The following is a 15827-nucleotide window of genomic DNA, read 5'->3' on the forward strand; positions in this document are numbered from 1 at the left end:
CGGTGAGCCGCGCCATTCACGACCGGCGCCCGCATGGACGCTCAAGTGCCGACGTGACGCGGGCGGCGATACGCCCGAAACGTGTTCCGCGATCTGCCGTGCCCGGTTGCTTTCATCGCCGTGCTTGCAGTGCAGCAAAATGCGTGTCCTGTTGCCCGGGTGCGGCCCATGCGATGATGCGCCATGACCGACATGAGAGATGGAATGACGACTACATTCGACGAGGCGACGACGGCGGCGATCGCCGCGTTTGCCCAATTGGATTTCTACACGGCGGTGCAAGCGATGCGCGCCGAGGCCGATTACGACCACGAACGAGACCAGTGGATCTCGCGCTATATCGACGAGCACGGCGGCGGCGAGGACGATGCAGCCTACGACGCCTTGCACGCACAGGCCCAGGCTACCCCGGAATACGCGCAGTTCGTCGATGCGGTTCGCCGGGAAATCCTGGAATACTTCGGCGTGACCGACGATCAACTGGACTGGATGGTCGTGCTGCGCAATGACGACAGCGATGCGCTTTGGGCGGAAGTCAACCGGCAGCGGAGCGCGCTGGGAACCGGCGAAGTGCGCGGAGATCTCTGATCATGGCTTGCCATCGGGGCCTCGAGCCGGGCTGGCCGCGATGCCGGCGGTCGTGTTCCTGCCGCCGCAGCCGCGCGTGACGGCGCGGGGAGACCGTGCCGCCGTTCAAGGCCCGCCTCAATACCGGTCGGACACCCCGTCTATCCCGCGCTCGTGCAGCGCGCGGACCAGCCCGGCACGCACGGTCGCAACGTCCGAAAACGCCGGCCGTCGATGCGCGGCAACTTCGGCCGCCGTATAAGGCTTGAAATCGCGCGGCAGCGCATCGCGGTTCATCGTCGTGAGCACCCAGTTGAGCACGTCGGCGAGATCCTGGTCGGACAGCGCCGAGTTCGACGCGCCGGGCACGCGCATCACGTACTCGCGCCCCGCCGGCAGATGCGTGAAATAGCCGAGCGAATTCGCGAGCGGCGGCACCTTGCCCGGGATGCCGCCGCCCGTCGCCGTGTGGCACCCCATGCAGTTGAGCACCCAGTGCTGTCGCGCGAGCGTGGCGTCGGTCACGCCGTCGGCATGCGCGGGTACCGCCATCGCACCTGCGACACCCGCGACCGCCACCAGCCACGACGACAGAAGGCGCCGCATGCGCGACGCAGTCACAGCCCCAGCCCCTTCGTCACGATCGCACGTTGCGCGTGCACGGCCGTTCCGTCCATCTCCTTCGCCCGCGCCGCGCGAATGTCTGCGGCGGTGAACGGCTTCGCGCCGCCGTGCTGTTCGTTGAGATCGAACACGACGTAGTTGAGCACGTTCGCGATATCGTCGTCGCTCGCGCTCGCAAACGACGGCATCTTGAAGTTGTAGCTCTTGTCGTGCACCTTGATCTCGCCGAACATCCCGTGCAACAGCGTCGCCGTCAGTTGCGCACGCCCTGCGTCGGCCGTCGCGTACTTGCCCGGATACTCGGTCAGCGGCGGCGCAAGGCCGTCCTGCCCCTTGCCGCCCGCCTGGTGACACACCGCGCACTGCGCGTCGAACATGCTCTTGCCCGCCGGGTAATGGACAGTCTGCTGCGCGCCGGCGAAACCCGGCAACGCAAAACCGGCCGCGGCCGTCACGCATGCCACGACGATCTTTCCAGCTTGCTTCACTTTCATTGTTTTGCCGCCCCCAGCAGGACCGAAACCGAACAGTGGTAATTCGAATTGCCGTTCGCCATGCACCAGTTGATGTCGTTGTTCAGCGACAGCTTGTACAGCGGCTTCTCGCGCTCGTTGCGATTGCAGAAGCACTTGCCGCACGACGTCTTGCCGCAGCAGTCGTTGTACGACACGATGTAGTCCGAACCGTCATGCGGATTGCGGCAGGTGCCGATCCACGTGATCGGCGACGGTGTGGTGCCCGGCGGGCAACTGCTCGACGTGCCGCCGCAGCAACTGCACAGCCAACCGTCGATCGCGCAGTATTTCCAGTAATCGCAACTCATCGGATCGTCGCTCGCACCCGATGTGGCGGCGCCGGAAGCCGCCGATGCGGCAGACGCCGCATCGGCCGCATACGCGGTGCGATCGACGGGCAGGAGCGGCAGCATCGCCGACCCCACCAGCACCTTGCCGAGCTTCGCCATCGCGCTGCGCCGCGAACTGTGCTGCGCGACGCCGCGCGCCGACCGTTCGAACCATGAATCAAACAGGCCCATGTCGTTGTTCTCCGTTGACGTTGAAAGAGAGTCGGCCGATCACGCGTGCTGCGCGTGCTTTTCGTGGCCGCCGTGGTCGTGATCGCCGTGCACGAACTGCTGCAGCGACGCGACGCCACGCTCCTTCGCTTCGAACAGGCTCTCGAGATGCTCGCGGGTGTTGACGAGGCCCTTCGCGCGCACGGTGCCGGCATCGTCGAGCAGCACCGCATACGGCAGCTTGCCGATCTGGTACGCAAGACCAAGCTCCTGCGACAGCACGTACGGGAAGCGCGCGAGGTTGTGTTTCTGTGCGAAGCGCGTGTGTTCGTCGAGATCGCCGTCGCTCGCGAGCACGATGTTCACCGGCGTCGATTCGCTCGCCTGCAGCGACGGCAACAGCGGCAGCAGCTTCTTGCAGACCGGGCACGTCGGCGACAGGAAGAACAGCAGCGTGGCCTTGCCCGCCGCATCGATGCCGCCGACCTTCACCTGCGCGCCGCGAATGTCGGTCAGCTCGAACATCGGCGCGATCGCGCCGACTGCCGGCCCCTTGTCGATCATCAGCGCGCCGGCCGGCATGATGCGTTCGTACAGGATGCCGATCTGCCGGACGAGCGCGAGACAGATCGCGCCGAGCGCGAGAACGGCAACCCACAGCAAGGCGGTGGAAACGGTGAGAGCGGTTTGCATCATGAATTCCTCAGGTGGGAAAGGCGCGGTACGTTGGCGAGCAGCACGTCGACGGTGAGCAGCGCGCAGACGATCAGCAATACGGAAGAGAACAGCGTCAGGTAGTCGAACCACACGACCGCGCGGCCGCCCGGTTCGACGAGCGCGGTCGCGGCCAGCGCGACGAGCAGCAGCACGCGCGCGACATGCGGCCAGCCGATGCCGCGCGGCGCATCCGCGCGCGTCGCGGCGAAACCGGAACAGCCGCAGTCGATGTCGGTATGGCCGCGCAGGATGTTGATCGTCATGCCGGCCGCGAACACGAGCAGCAACGCGATCAGGCCGAGCGCACCGGCCGTGCGCGTATCGGGAAACAGCAGCGCAGCCGCGCAGAGGGCTTCCGCGAGCGGAATGGCGAACGCAGCCGGCGCGGTGAGCGCATCGGGCAGCAGGCGATAGCCGGCGAGCGCCTGCCGGAACGCGGCGGGCCGGCGCATCTTCGCGAAGGCGCCGAGCAGCACGACGACGGCCGCGCCGGCCTGCGCGCTGGTGGCGAGTACGGGATCGAGCGTCATCGCGGCCTCACGGGTTCACGAGCAGCGACGGCGTACTGCCGATCTGCTTCTCGACGTGCTGCAGCTTGCCGGTGCGCGCGTCCATCACGACGAGATCGGACGTGCCGGTCAGCCCGTAAAACAGCGGCTTGTCGTCGTCGCTGACCTGGATCGACACGAGCGGATCGACCTTCTGCTGCGCGAGATCCCAGCGCGCGACGCGCTGTTTCGTCTTCAGGTCGTACACCCACACCTGCGTGCCGGGGTCCTTGTGCGAACCGTCGCCGCCCTTGTGCATCAGCACGTAGTAGCGGTGCTGCTTCGCCTGCACGGCGGTCTGCTGCATGCCGCCCGGCCGCCAGCCTTCCGCGCGCTCGGCATCGGTCACGAGCGACCACGACTTGCCGAATACCGGCTGGTCGCCGCTGAAATCGGCGCTGCGCACGTTGCCGTGGTACGTCGCGAACAGATAGCCGCCGTCGTAGCGCGACGCGTTCACGAAGGCCGGATCCCGGTCGACGTCGATGAACGCATCCGACATCGTGCGCTTCACTTCCTTGCCGTTCGCGTCGAGCGTGACGGTCAGCGCCTTGCCGCTTTCACACAGCGCGGTGAAGCGGTCGTTGCCCGACGGATACGCGAGCACGCACGCCGCGGTATCGATTTCCGACAACACCTTCTTCGACACTGCATCGATCACCGTCACCGACGCGGCCGGCGTGATGTTCGCGACGTACAGCCGCTTGCCGTCCGCGCTGAACGCGGTGTTGTACGGCGACGGCACGTGCTGCCCGTGCTTCGCCGGAATCACGATCTCGCCCGTGTGATCGAGCGTCGTGTTGTCCGTCATCTCGACGACGTCGGTGCGCGTGCCGTGCGAGCCGCGCGAGAAATAGGTCGTCGCGATGAAACTGGTCTTGTGGTCCGGCGAGATCGCGAGGCCGGGCGCGAAGCCGCCGTCGATCTGGCCGAGCAGCTTCCTCGCGTCGGCGTCGTACACGTAGATGCGCCCGTCGGTCATCGTCGGCATCGCGATATCGACGACGTAGACCTCGTGCGGATGCCACGGCGGCATCTTCTGTACGACCAGTTCCTCGGGCTTTTCCGTCGCGTATGCGCTGCCGGCCCACGCCGCCGCGAACGCCAGCGTCGCCGCGCATGCCGCGGTTCGTCGCCTTGTTCTCATGTCGCCTCCAGTTGGGAATCACGTTATGTGGGGCGACTGTAGTTCGACAATAAATCCGCTCGACACCAGGACCGGCAACGCGTGCGTGCCGATTCGGGATATTGGAAAACCGCTTGAAAGCAACGTGGGACGCTCCCCTTCCGACCCCTGAAAAACCCCATGCCGAATAGCGCTCGCCCGTATTGCGCCGACCGCTCGGTCGGTTTATTCTTGCGCCGTCCGAACGATCGCCGGAGGCGCCGTGCTCGTGTTTCACCAGATGTTCGACGACGCAGACCGGCATGCCGAGGCGTTGCGCGGCTGGGATCAGCGTTACGACCAGATCGGCTCCGGCTCGTATCGCAGCGCGGTCAAGCACGTGGAACTCGACGGCGTGCAGCTGTTCCAGGAAGCGGCGAACGTGCGCATCATCCAGCGCGGACAATTGCCGCCCGGCCATACGGTGTTCGGGATGCCGCTCACCGGCTCGGGCACCTTCGCGTTCGGCGATGCGCGCATCGAGCGCGGCACGCTCGTGATGGCGCGCGGCGGCTCGCCGTTCGAACTCCATTCTCCCGACGACATGTCGCTGATCGGCGTGGTCGTCGATCCCGGGCTGATGCAGCAGATCGAGGATGCGGCCGATGTCCGGGTGGACGAACGCACGCTGCGGCGCGGCGTCGTCGACGTGCCGGTCGCCGCGCGCGAACGCGCGAGCGTGCAGCTCGCGACGCTGCTCGAACGCGTGCTGGCGAACCCCGCTACGTTCGATGCGGCGCGGGCGCAGTGCGAGCTGCGCGGCGAAGTCGCCAACGTGCTCGTCGATCTCCTCACATACCGAATGCCCGAGCCGTCGAACCGCCTCACGCATGCATGCCACGCCGACATCGTGCGCCGCGTGCACGACTACGTGATCGAGCACCCGGAAGCCCCCGTCGACATCCTCAGCCTATGCACGCAACTGCGCGTGAGCCGGCGCACGATGCAGAACAGCTTTCAGTCGGTCGCACAGACGAGCCCGTTGAACTACACGCGCTCGCTGCGTCTCGCGCAGGTGCGCCGCGTGCTGCTCGACACGCGGCAAGCCGATCTGCCGATCAGCGAAGCAGCCGCGCGCTGGGGCTTCATCCACCTCGGGCATTTCGCGAACGCGTACAAGGCGCAGTTCGGCGAACTGCCTTCGACGACCGCGCGCCGGTCGGTGCGCGGCTCGAAAACGCGCTGAGCGTCGGCAAAACCCGCGATAATGCCGTGTTGAACGTTCGGCTCGCGCGAGCCGGGCGCGGCGTGCGCGTGCCTGCCCGGTCGCGGCGCCGCGGCGCGCAAGGCGCGACGACCACCCGATTTCACCCCACGCCCCGATGCCAGAGGATTTCCACTTCCTGTTGCTGCCCGGCTTCTCCGCGCTCGGCTTCATGTCCGCGGTCGAGCCGTTGCGCGTCGCGAACCGCTTTCGCGCCGAGCTGTACCGCTGGCATGTGATCAGCGCGGACGGCGCGCCCGTGGCCGCGAGCAACGGGATCCCGGTCGCGGCCGAAGCCGCGTGCGCGGACGTCGCGCAAGTCGAGACGGTGTTCGTCGTCGCCGGCTTCGATCCGCTGGTGTGCTACGACCGCGCGCTCGCCGACTGGCTGCGCCGCCAGAACCGGCACGGCGCGACGCTCGGCGGAATCGACACCGGCAGCTTCGTGCTCGCGGAAGCCGGGCTGTTCGACGCGTCGCAAACGCTCACGCTGCACTGGGAAGCGCTCGCCGCGTTCCGCGAACGTTACCCGGGGCTGAACGCGACGCAGGAGCTGTTCGAAATCGACGACCGGCGCATCACGTGCGCGGGCGGCACCGCGTCGATCGACATGATGCTCGACCTGATCGGCCGGCGGCACGGCGCCGATCTCGCGGCCGCGATCTCCGAGCAGTTCGTCGTGAGCCGCATCCGGCAGCGTTCGGACAGCCAGCGGCTCGAGATCGCCGCGCGCTACGGCGTGCACAACCGCAAGCTGATCCAGGTGATCGGCACGATGCAGCGGCACATGGAGAATCCGCTCGGCTCCGATGCGCTCGCGCAGGACGTATCGATCACGCGGCGCCAGCTCGAACGGCTGTTCAGCGCGACGCTGAACGACACGCCGACGCGCTTCTACCTGAACCTGCGTCTGGACCGCGCGCGCGAGCTGCTGCAGCAGACCGACATGAGCATCACGTCGGTGTGCGTCGCGTGCGGTTTCGAGTCGCCGTCGCATTTCTCGCGCACCTATCGTGCGCGGTTCGGCGTGAGCCCGCGCAGCGACCGGCGCGCGACGCATTGAGCGTGGCAGGCGAGCCGCGAGCGTCGCGCATTTCGCGGCACTGCGGCGCGCACGACATGCATCGCGTGCGCCGCCCCTGCTTCAACCGCCGTACACGTCGAACCCGAAGTACTTCTTCTCGAGCGTCTTGTACGTGCCGTCCTTCAGCATGTCCGCAATCGCCTGGTCGATCTTCGCCTTCAAGTCCGCATCTTCCTTGCGCATCCCGATGCCCGTGCCCCGGCCGAAGATCTTCGGATCGTCGATCTCGCCGCCAACGAACTGGAAGTTCGCGCCACGCGGCAACGCCAGAAAGCCCAGGTCGGCGTGTACCGCGTCCTGCAGCGCGGCGTCGAGCCGGCCGGAGATCAGGTCCTGGTACACGGCGTCCTGGTTCTGGTACGACACGATCCGCACGCCCTTCGACGCCCAGTGGGTCTTCGCATAGGCTTCCTGGATCGTGCCCTGCTCGACGCCAACCGACTTGCCCCGCAGCGATTCCCCCGTCGGCAACAGCCCGGAACCCTTCTTCGCGACCAGGCGCGTCGGTGTCCTGAACAGTTTCGCGGAGAACGCGATCTGTTCGGCGCGCTGCTGTGTCATCGACATCGACGACAGCACGCCGTCGAATTTGCGCGCCTTCAACGCCGGAATCATCGAGTCGAAATCGCTTTCGATCCACACGCACTTCGCGCTCAGGCGGCGGCAAATCTCGTTGCCGAGATCGACGTCGAAACCGACGACCTTGCCGCTGACGTCCTTCGATTCGAACGGCGGGTAACTCGCGTCGACGCCGAACCGGATCGTCGACCAATCCTTGGCCTGTGCGCCCAACGCGACGCCCGCCAGCACGGCGCCGAGCACGAGATGCTTCACGACATGGCCGCAAAAGGCGAACGGGCCGACGCGCGCCCGCCGGCCGGTCCACGCCGGTGCTGCCGCGACACGCCGCTCGGCGCTGTACGTCCGCGCCCCTGCGACGCTCGATGTGATCTTCGACAATCCGCTTTCCCCAATCATCTTCGGTACCTCCACACGTGTTTATCGTTTCCTGAAAACTTCTTCTTCCGCACGCCAACCCGCTCTCGCCGCCATTTCACCATTTCGGACGGGTGAATCGATTGGCCTCCCCGATAAAGCGATCGGATCGGATCGGCTTGCTCCGCTCAAACGACGGCCTGAACCTGAATCTCGACGAGAATGTCGGCGGCGGCCAACCGGGATTCGACCGTGGCGCGCGCCGGCGGATTTTCCCTGTCGACCCACGCCTCCCACGCATCGTTCATGGCTGCAAAGCCGTCGATTTCCGTCAGCCAGATGTTGGCGACCACGATGCTCGCCTTGTCGGTGCCGGCCATCTCCAGATAACCGTCGATCTGTTCGAGAATGTCCCTGGTCTGTGCGCCGACCCCGCCGCTACGGTCTCTTGCCGTCACGCCGGAGAGAAAGGCGAAGCCATTGGCCACGACAACCTTGCTGAGACGTTTGGTGACTTCGTGACGAACAATCATGCGTGTCCTCCTGTATGGATATTGCCGAGGTGGTTCGATCCCGAACGGCCGCCCGCGGAAACGCTCCGTCCGGACAGGATCGATGAAGCCGGATCAGATCGGCCGGTCGGCCGAAAACGGAACGAGTCGCGGATCGATCCGTCCGGATAGCAGCGATTCGGCGATCAACGCGCCGGTGTTTGCGGACCCCGTCAGCCCGAGATGACCATGCCCGGCCGCATACCAGAGCCCGGGATGGCGATCGGACGTGCCGATGAAGGGCATCGAATCGGGGCTGCAAGGCCGATTCCCCATCCACCGCGTTGCATGGCGGACATTCACGCCCGTCACGGCCGACGCCGCATCTTCGGCCAGGAACGTCGCGCGCCGATCGGTCGGCGACACGTCGGGATCGTCGATTTCCACGGTTCCGCCGATGCGAAGCCCGTCTCCCATCGGCGTCACGAACGCCTTCCGGTCGGCCAGCGCAATAATCCGGTTGACCTTGACATTCGGACTGAGCAGATGCACGTGGTAGCCGCGCTGGCTGATCAACGGCAAACGGGTCCCCCATGGTTCGAGCAGGCTCCGCGCGTTCACGCCGGTCGCCACGATCACGTTCGCGCAACCGACGTCGGTGTGGCCGTCGACGCGTACCGTCCATCCCTCTCCGCTTCGGTCGAGGCCCGTGACGGTGCCATGAACGAACTGGCCGCCTCGTTCGCTCAGCGTGGCGAACAGGCACCGGCAGTACTGGTACGGATCCTTCACCCATTTCTGGGTCGGCAGGAACATCCCCGCCCGGTATCTATCGCTCAGGGCCGGCTCGAGTTCCCGCATTTCCTGGCGGTCGATCCGCTTGCCGGTCAATCCGCGCTCCTCGCGCAACCGCCACGACAACGCATCCTTGGCCAGGCTCTCTTCGTCCGGATACGCGTGCAGTTGCCCGCCGTCGCTGAGCAGATCGATTGCACCGATATCCGCCAGTATCGCGTGGTGCGCGTGCGACGATCCATGCAGCAGGCCCGCCAGCGAATCCGCGATCTCGATCACGCGCCGCTCGTTCGCGGATCGCACGAAAGACCGCAGCCACGGCGCGGCCTGCAGCGCATAGCCGGGCCTGATCTTCAGCGGACTGCGCGGATCCATGAGCATCCTCGGCGCCTTCCACGCAATGCCCGGCATGCCGATCGGCGTGACCGAATTCTCGGACAACGCGCCCGAGTTCCCAAAGGAACATCCGGTGCCGGGGAGCGAGCGATCGATCAAAATCACCCTCAAGCCGGCCTTTTGAAGGGAATAGGCAACACAGAGCCCGACGATTCCGGCACCGACGACGGCAACCGAATTTGAACTGGAGTTCTTCATTGATCCTTTAGTCTTCCACAAGCACGATTCCCGGGCTGGCGCCCACGCGCGGCCTGTCCGCGTCGCCCAGATTCCCGATCAGGTTCAAGAACGCGCGCCGCCGGCCGCCGTACGGCCCAACAGTCTCGTTTTTCGACGCCTGCATGCGAAAGCCCGGGGTTGATTCGAAGCAGACGGTTCACGCATATAACATAGGAATCCTTTCTTATTGAATGCCCTGCTGAAACTGCGCTCGAAGGCGGCCATCCGGCAATGCCGTGCAATCAGCGCCGCCCGCGCCGCTCCAATTGATTGGAAACCAGGATGACGATCGTCATGAACCCCAGCAGCAGCGAAGCAGCCGCCGTCAGCGACGGATTCACGTTCAGCAACGCGTCGTCCCACATCAGCTTCGGCAATGTCTCGAATTGCCCGCCGGTGACGAAGAGTGCAACCGTCAGTTCGTCGAACGACATCACGAAAGCGAACATCGCCGCGGCAATCAGGCCGGACCGCAGGATCGGCAGCGTCACATGTCGAAACGTCTTGAGCTTTGTCGCGCCCAGCAACGAAGCCGCCTGGTCCAGCCGGACGTCGTAGTATTTCAGCAGCGACATCACGGTGATCACGACATAAGGGATATTGATGATCGAATGCCCGATCACCATCCCCGTGATCGTTCCGACCAGATTCATTCTCGAGAAAATATAAAACAACGCTATTGCGATAATGACGTGCGGCACGATCATCGGCGACAGCACGAACGCCAGCGCGACGGCTTTCCCCTTGAAGCGCTGGCGCATGATGAAGAACGCGACGGGCACGCCCAGCGTCATGCTGCATCCGGCCGCCAGCAGTGCAATCAGCCCCGATCTTCCCGCCGCCGCGAGCCATTGGCGCGACCCCAGGACCGCCTCGTACCACTGCAGCGAAAATCCGGACGGCGGCCAGTTGATGAAGTTGTCGCGGGTAAAGGACACCGGAATCACGAACAGCGCCGGCCCGCACAGAAAGACGATCATGATCAGCACGACGGCCCACAGGACACGGCGGCTGCCATTGCGCATCGGCGCATCCGGTTTCACCGGCCTCACCTTTTCGCCGAGCAGATCGATCTTTTCGGCCAGAAACGCCATCCCCGCGACGAAGCAACCGCCGAGCCGGTTGCCCGCGCGCGCCAACACGCCGTCCGCATGCCGCGCCCCGCCCGACAGCGTGGACAGTCCGAACATCTTTTCGTAGATGAAGAAAATGACCAGCGCGGACAGAATGAACAGCAGACTGATCGCGCCGGCAAATCCCCAATTCAGCATCTGGTTGATCTGGAAGATGATCAGTTGCGCGATCATCGTGTCGTTGGGCCCACCCAGCAGCGCAGGCATGACAAAGAATCCGATCGCGGTGATGAACGTGATCAGCCCGCCGGACGCCACGCCCGGCATCGAGAGCGGGAAATAGATCCGCCAGAACGACTGGCCGGGTCTTGCGCCCAACGTCCCGGCTGCTCTCGTCAGGTTGGGGTCGATGCTTTCCATGGTCGGCAGCATCGTCATGATGCACAACGGCAGGACGGCATGCATCATGCCGATCAACACGCCGGTGAAGTTGTAGATCATCTTGACCGGCATGTCGACGACACCGATCGCAAGCAGGAATTGATTGATGACGCCATGACGCCCGAGCAATACCATCCAGGCAAAGGTACGAACCAGAAAGCTCGTCCACAACGGCATCAATATCCAGACGATCAGCGAGTTCCTCGTGGAATTCCTGACCGTTGCCAGCAGAAACGCGACCGGATAGGCAAACAGCACCGTGAACAGCGTGACCCAGCCTGCCGTTTTCAGCGTGATCCAGAGCACGCGGAAATAGACGTCCCCCTGCCAGAGCCGCGCATAATTTTCGAGAGACAGGCGCCCCTGCGCGTCCATGAAACTCACGCCCAGCAACGCGCCTATCGGCATCGCGAAGAATACGCCCAGCAATACGAGCGCGGGAACGATCGGCCATGCGTTCAGGAATGGAAAGCGGATGCGAAGCGGCACCGGGACCCCGCCGTTCTTCCGCACCGACTTGCCCGAATCGAGCAACGAACTCATACGCCCTCCGCGTCATCGGCCGGAATGGCAACCGTCTGATCGCGCCGCCAGCCCACGCGCACCGGCTGCCCTCTATCGAAAGCCTGCTTCCGTTCGGTCGTCAGCTGCGTCGCTTTCACCGCCGTGCCGTTATCCAGCTCGATATAGAGCTTCGTCACGCTGCCCGTCAACACGCTGTCGGCCACGATGCCGCTCAGGACGTTGTCCTCGTGCTCGCCGTCGGCCATCACTCTCATGCATTCCGGCCGCACGATCGCCGTCATGCGCGTTCCCCGTCGTGCATCGATACGCGTCGCCACCCTGATTTCGTCTCCTCCTGCCAGGAACAGGCCCGAACCGTTCCCGCCGGATTCCGCGACGACCGCATCGAGCAGATTGGACTCGCCGAGAAAGTTTGCGGCGAAAACGGTTCGCGGCCGGAAATAGATCTCGTCGGGCGTGCCGATCTGTTCGATCCGCGCGTTGTTCATCAGGCAGATTCGATCGGACATGACCATCGCTTCTTCCTGGTCGTGCGTCACATAAAGCACGGTGGTTCCCATGTTCTCGTGCAGGTGCTTGATCTCCAGCTGCAGCGCATCCCGCATCTTCTTGTCCAGCGCACCCAACGGCTCGTCCATCAGAATGATCGACGGGCCGTAGACGAAACATCGCGCCAATGCGATGCGCTGCTGCTGCCCTCCCGACAGCTCGCGCGGAAGACGTCCGGCCACGTGCGGCAACTGCACGGTTTCCAATACCTGCTCCACTCGCTGCCGAATCGCGTTTTCCGCAACCTTTCTCATCCGGAGCGGGAAGGCGACGTTGTCGAAGATCGTCATATGCGGAAACAGCGCATAGCTCTGAAACACCATGCCCAGATCCCGCTGAAAGGGCGGCAAGTACGTGGCCAGCTTGCCGTCGATCCAGATCTCTCCGCTATCGGGAGGGTTGAGGCCCGCGATGGCCATGAGCAGGGTCGTCTTCCCCGATCCGGACGGCCCGAGCAGCGTCAGGAATTCGCCCTCCTTCATTTCGAGGCTCGTTTCCTCGAGGGCCGTTACCTGGCCGTACGACTTCCGGACCTTGCTTGCCTTGAGCTTGTAAACCTGATTCACGTGTTTCCCCAGTGTGCGGCGTATTTCGATGCGTCCGCATCATTCATCGAAAGATCTTCCGACGTGCGTTTGACGGGCATCAGGCCAGCAGCCACGCGTTGAAGCGGTCGGTCGCCGCATCCTTGTTTTTCCCCCAATACTCCGAATTGGCCTGCAACATGTGCGCGAGCCTGCCGCCATGATTCGGCAGCATCGGCGCTCGATTCGGCTTCACGTACTGGAACGCTTCCGGCGAGGTCGGGCCATAGCAGACGTAATCGGTAAAGATCGCCTGTTGCCGAGGCTGCGCGCAAAACTCGATGAACTCCCGGCACATGTCCACGTTCGGCCCGCCCTTCAGGATCGAGAACCCTTCGTAGGTCCAGATTGCCTGGTTCCAGACCAGCTTGACCGGTGCGCCGCCGTCGATGACCACCTGCGCCCTGCCGTTCCAGATCGGCAGCATGTCGACCTCGCCGGTCTTCAGCATCTGTGCGGACTGGGCGCCGTTATCCCACCAGACACCGACATCGCGCTTGATCCGATTCAGCTTCCGGAACGCGCGGTCTACATCCAGCGGATACAGCTGGCCCGGCGCCACACCGTCCGCCATCAACGCTTCCTCGAGCGTGTCGAACGGATTCTTACGCAGTCCTCTCAGACCAGGATAGCCCTTGATGTCGAAGAAATCCTTCCATCCGCTCGGCGGACGTTTGACGGTATCGGTGCGATAGGCAATCACCGTCGCAAAGATGTCGACGCCAAGGATGAAATCGGTCCGCATCTCCTGCGGAATCTTCCTTGCATTCGCACCGAGTCCGTTTTTTCCGGCGATCGGCGCCAGGTAGCCCTGCTCGGCAAGCGCGAGGTGAGTCGACTTGCTGATGTGCGCCATGTCCCACTGATAATTCTTCGCGTCCACCATCGCCTTGATCATGCCGCTCGGCTCGGCCTCGGCAGGCAGTCCGACAACGGTAATGCCGGTAGCCTGCTTGAACGGCTTGTAGAACGCCTCGCTGAATGCCTGGGTAAAAGGTCCGCCAGGATCGCGCGTCACGATTTTCCGGTTCTGGCCCAGCACGATCGCCGGCGCCCCGAGTACGGCCGCGCCGGAAAGCGCGAGCGCACCCTTCATGACATGACGGCGCTGCCTGTCGATCCTGTTTGACGCCTTTTGTTCGCACATCGAAATTGTCTCCATTCCCATACCCCGCTCTCCCGAATGCCGGTAGCGTCAATGCCGAACCATCTTGGGTGGCTGGCCTGGCAAACGAAGTATTCGATGTCAAAACTAGAAGCACAAATCAATTATTTTTGTTGGCGTATAAGTCGGCCTTATACGCTATGATCGCCCCGCATGGAGAACGCACCGGGCGCGTCCGATATTTCCCCGGCGTGCGTGTGTCGCGAGCCACCGCCCGGCAACACGCGTGCATGCCGTAACCAACCAGGCTCGATGAAGGAGACAGCGTGCAGATACGCCAACTGAAAGTGCTGCGGACGGTCATCACGACGGGGACCACCACGCAGGCGGCCGAAATCCTGAATATCACGCAGCCCGCCGTCAGCAGCGTGATTTCCAATTTCGAACGTGAGCTCGGCTTCGCGCTTTTCGAGCGGACCAAGGGGCGCTTGACCCCCACCCCGGAAGCCCTTCGCCTTGCCGATGAAGCGGAAAAAACGATCTCCAGCTTCAATCGAATCTCGGAAATGGCTCGCGATCTTCGTGAAAACAAGGCGGGCAATCTGCGCGTCGCATGCCTCCCGAGTCTCGCGCTCGATTTTCTGCCGCGCGTGCTTTCGTCGTTTCTTGCCGACCGGCCGAAGATATCGTCGTCGCTGCAGATTCAGTCGTCGACGAAAGTCCGCGAGTGGGTGGCCTCGCAATACGTGGACGTCGGCATTGCCGAGTTGCCCGCCGACGATCCGATGATCGAATGGGAACCGCTGGAGATGCAGTGTGTGTGCGTGCTTCCGAAGGCACATCCGCTGGCGAAGAAGAAGGTCGTCACCCCTGTGGATCTGGACGGCGTTCCGTTCATCTCGCTCAACCAGGACCATATGACGTTCGCCCGTATCAGCAACGCATTCGATGCGGCCGGCGCGAAACTGACCATCCGGGTCGAAGCCGGCCTGTTTTCGCCGGCTTGCGTATTGGTGGCCGAGGGCGTCGGCGTTTCGCTCGTCGACCCCATCACAGCGAGGGCACATGCCGGTCGCGGCATCGTTGCGCGCCCGTTCGAGCCGCCGATTCCGTTCAACATTGCACTCATGTACCCCGCGTATCGCCCCAGATCGCGCCTGGTCACCGAATTTGTCTCGATGCTCAAGGAAAGGCTGACCCACGACGCCTCATGAACGCGGCGCCATCGCTCCGGCCGGTGCTGTCGAAGTCGTCACCGCCGCGCGTTCCGCAACCGGGAATTCGCGTCGCAAGGCCGGTACGCGCAGCGGGAACGGTACGCGCCGCGCTCGCCGCGCGGGCCCGCCCGGCGAGGTTCCCGCTCGCATGCCGCTAGAATCCCGGCTCGCCACCACTGAAACCGCCAAACTCCGCCATGACCGACTTCTCCCGCTCCGTCGACGACCTCTCGCCCGAACGCGTCACGACCGCGTTCGATCTTCCCGGCCACACGACCGTCCGCTCGCTCGGCGTCGCGCAGGGCATCATCGTGCGTTCGCGCTCGATCGTCGGCTCGTTCGGCGCGGCGCTGCAAACGCTGTTCGGCGGGAACATCACGCTGTATACGTCGCTGTGCGAGAAGGCGCGCCAGCAGGCCTTCGACAAGATGCTCGCCGATGCGCGCAAGCTCGGCGCGAACGCGATCGTCGCGATGCGCTACGACTCGACCGAGATCGGGACGGGCGTGACCGAAGTCATCTGCTACGGCACGGCCGTGCAGGTCGCGCGCGACACCGGCGCCTGACCATCA

At 64.3% G+C, this 15827-nt stretch carries 17 protein-coding genes; 5 read left to right on the plus strand and 12 right to left on the minus strand.

Features of this window, described 5'->3' with window-relative positions:
• Positions 1-204 precede the first annotated feature (204 nt).
• Positions 205-588 carry an ATP-dependent protease gene (locus DCN14_RS11695; protein ID WP_096501776.1) on the plus strand — a complete coding sequence of 128 codons (384 nt, stop codon included), beginning with the start codon at positions 205-207 and terminating at the stop codon, positions 586-588.
• Positions 589-705: 117 nt separating this feature from the next.
• Here the strand turns inward: DCN14_RS11695 and DCN14_RS11700 are convergent, their stop codons facing one another.
• Genes DCN14_RS11700 through DCN14_RS11725 form a run of 6 tightly spaced genes read right to left on the minus strand, consistent with a single transcriptional unit; the run spans position 706 to position 4618 of the window.
• On the minus strand, positions 706-1173 hold the full coding sequence (locus tag DCN14_RS11700; protein WP_096501778.1) for a cytochrome c: 468 nt from the start codon (positions 1171-1173) through the stop codon (positions 706-708).
• An 11-nt stretch (positions 1174-1184) separates the two neighbouring features.
• On the minus strand, positions 1185-1685 hold the full coding sequence (locus DCN14_RS11705) for a cytochrome c (RefSeq protein ID WP_096501780.1): 501 nt from the start codon (positions 1683-1685) through the stop codon (positions 1185-1187).
• Positions 1682-2227, minus strand: a complete 546-nt coding sequence (locus DCN14_RS11710; protein WP_096501782.1) for a methylamine dehydrogenase light chain — start codon at positions 2225-2227, stop codon at positions 1682-1684. Before DCN14_RS11710 ends, DCN14_RS11705 begins: the two co-directional genes overlap by 4 nt.
• A 39-nt stretch (positions 2228-2266) precedes the next feature.
• Positions 2267-2902, minus strand: a complete 636-nt coding sequence (mauD, locus tag DCN14_RS11715; protein WP_096501784.1) for a methylamine dehydrogenase accessory protein MauD — start codon at positions 2900-2902, stop codon at positions 2267-2269.
• Complete coding sequence (locus tag DCN14_RS11720) at positions 2899-3453, minus strand: MauE/DoxX family redox-associated membrane protein (protein WP_096501786.1); 555 nt, start codon at positions 3451-3453, stop codon at positions 2899-2901. Before DCN14_RS11720 ends, mauD begins: the two co-directional genes overlap by 4 nt.
• 7 nt (positions 3454-3460) lie before the next feature.
• The gene (locus tag DCN14_RS11725; protein ID WP_096501788.1) at positions 3461-4618 is read right to left on the minus strand and encodes an amine dehydrogenase large subunit; all 1158 of its coding nucleotides are present in this window, start codon (positions 4616-4618) and stop codon (positions 3461-3463) included.
• A 241-nt stretch (positions 4619-4859) separates the two neighbouring features.
• Between DCN14_RS11725 and DCN14_RS11730 the strand changes: the two genes are divergently transcribed.
• Positions 4860-5822 carry a helix-turn-helix domain-containing protein gene (locus tag DCN14_RS11730; protein ID WP_096501790.1) on the plus strand — a complete coding sequence of 321 codons (963 nt, stop codon included), beginning with the start codon at positions 4860-4862 and terminating at the stop codon, positions 5820-5822.
• A gap of 136 nt (positions 5823-5958) precedes the next feature.
• Entirely contained in the window at positions 5959-6903 is a 945-nt protein-coding gene (locus DCN14_RS11735; RefSeq protein WP_096501792.1) for a GlxA family transcriptional regulator, read from the plus strand.
• An 81-nt stretch (positions 6904-6984) separates the two neighbouring features.
• Here DCN14_RS11735 and DCN14_RS11740 read toward each other — a convergent pair whose 3' ends face one another.
• The 6 genes from DCN14_RS11740 to DCN14_RS11765 form a co-directional block, all read right to left on the minus strand.
• Positions 6985-7758, minus strand: coding sequence for an ABC transporter substrate-binding protein (locus tag DCN14_RS11740; protein ID WP_143331647.1), 774 nt, complete (start codon positions 7756-7758; stop codon positions 6985-6987).
• A 290-nt stretch (positions 7759-8048) separates the two neighbouring features.
• Positions 8049-8393, minus strand: coding sequence for a RidA family protein (locus DCN14_RS11745; RefSeq protein WP_096501794.1), 345 nt, complete (start codon positions 8391-8393; stop codon positions 8049-8051).
• A gap of 93 nt (positions 8394-8486) precedes the next feature.
• A complete protein-coding gene (locus DCN14_RS11750; RefSeq protein ID WP_096501796.1) occupies positions 8487-9740 on the minus strand; it encodes an FAD-dependent oxidoreductase in 1254 nt (417 codons plus the stop codon).
• A gap of 263 nt (positions 9741-10003) precedes the next feature.
• Positions 10004-11818: an ABC transporter permease subunit gene (locus DCN14_RS11755; RefSeq protein ID WP_096501798.1), complete on the minus strand. Its 1815-nt coding sequence runs from the start codon at positions 11816-11818 to the stop codon at positions 10004-10006.
• Positions 11815-12915, minus strand: coding sequence for an ABC transporter ATP-binding protein (locus tag DCN14_RS11760; protein WP_240327209.1), 1101 nt, complete (start codon positions 12913-12915; stop codon positions 11815-11817). Before DCN14_RS11760 ends, DCN14_RS11755 begins: the two co-directional genes overlap by 4 nt.
• A 79-nt stretch (positions 12916-12994) precedes the next feature.
• The gene (locus tag DCN14_RS11765) at positions 12995-14080 is read right to left on the minus strand and encodes an ABC transporter substrate-binding protein (RefSeq protein ID WP_096501800.1); all 1086 of its coding nucleotides are present in this window, start codon (positions 14078-14080) and stop codon (positions 12995-12997) included.
• Between the two features lie 284 nt (positions 14081-14364).
• Here DCN14_RS11765 and DCN14_RS11770 point away from each other — a divergent pair, with 284 nt between their 5' ends.
• Both DCN14_RS11770 and DCN14_RS11775 read left to right on the plus strand, forming a co-directional pair.
• The gene (locus DCN14_RS11770) at positions 14365-15252 is read left to right on the plus strand and encodes a LysR family transcriptional regulator (protein WP_096501802.1); all 888 of its coding nucleotides are present in this window, start codon (positions 14365-14367) and stop codon (positions 15250-15252) included.
• 200 nt (positions 15253-15452) lie between these two features.
• Positions 15453-15821, plus strand: a complete 369-nt coding sequence (locus DCN14_RS11775) for a YbjQ family protein (RefSeq protein WP_096501804.1) — start codon at positions 15453-15455, stop codon at positions 15819-15821.
• Positions 15822-15827: the final 6 nt, after the last annotated feature.

It is taken from the genome of Burkholderia sp. IDO3, from assembly GCF_003366075.1.
Classification (GTDB): Bacteria; Pseudomonadota; Gammaproteobacteria; order Burkholderiales; family Burkholderiaceae; genus Burkholderia; species Burkholderia anthina.

Bases quoted from the DNA above. Each gene is read 5' to 3' on its own strand.
- DCN14_RS11695 (WP_096501776.1), top strand. From the start codon at position 205: ATGACGACTACATTCGACGAGGCGACGACGGCGGCGATCGCCGCGTTT.
- DCN14_RS11700 (WP_096501778.1), bottom strand. From the start codon at position 1,173: ATGCGGCGCCTTCTGTCGTCGTGGCTGGTGGCGGTCGCGGGTGTCGCA.
- DCN14_RS11705 (WP_096501780.1), bottom strand. From the start codon at position 1,685: ATGAAAGTGAAGCAAGCTGGAAAGATCGTCGTGGCATGCGTGACGGCC.
- DCN14_RS11710 (WP_096501782.1), bottom strand. From the start codon at position 2,227: ATGGGCCTGTTTGATTCATGGTTCGAACGGTCGGCGCGCGGCGTCGCG.
- mauD (WP_096501784.1), bottom strand. From the start codon at position 2,902: ATGATGCAAACCGCTCTCACCGTTTCCACCGCCTTGCTGTGGGTTGCC.
- DCN14_RS11720 (WP_096501786.1), bottom strand. From the start codon at position 3,453: ATGACGCTCGATCCCGTACTCGCCACCAGCGCGCAGGCCGGCGCGGCC.
- DCN14_RS11725 (WP_096501788.1), bottom strand. From the start codon at position 4,618: ATGAGAACAAGGCGACGAACCGCGGCATGCGCGGCGACGCTGGCGTTC.
- DCN14_RS11735 (WP_096501792.1), top strand. From the start codon at position 5,959: ATGCCAGAGGATTTCCACTTCCTGTTGCTGCCCGGCTTCTCCGCGCTC.
- DCN14_RS11745 (WP_096501794.1), bottom strand. From the start codon at position 8,393: ATGATTGTTCGTCACGAAGTCACCAAACGTCTCAGCAAGGTTGTCGTG.
- DCN14_RS11750 (WP_096501796.1), bottom strand. From the start codon at position 9,740: ATGAAGAACTCCAGTTCAAATTCGGTTGCCGTCGTCGGTGCCGGAATC.
- DCN14_RS11755 (WP_096501798.1), bottom strand. From the start codon at position 11,818: ATGAGTTCGTTGCTCGATTCGGGCAAGTCGGTGCGGAAGAACGGCGGG.
- DCN14_RS11765 (WP_096501800.1), bottom strand. From the start codon at position 14,080: ATGTGCGAACAAAAGGCGTCAAACAGGATCGACAGGCAGCGCCGTCAT.
- DCN14_RS11775 (WP_096501804.1), top strand. From the start codon at position 15,453: ATGACCGACTTCTCCCGCTCCGTCGACGACCTCTCGCCCGAACGCGTC.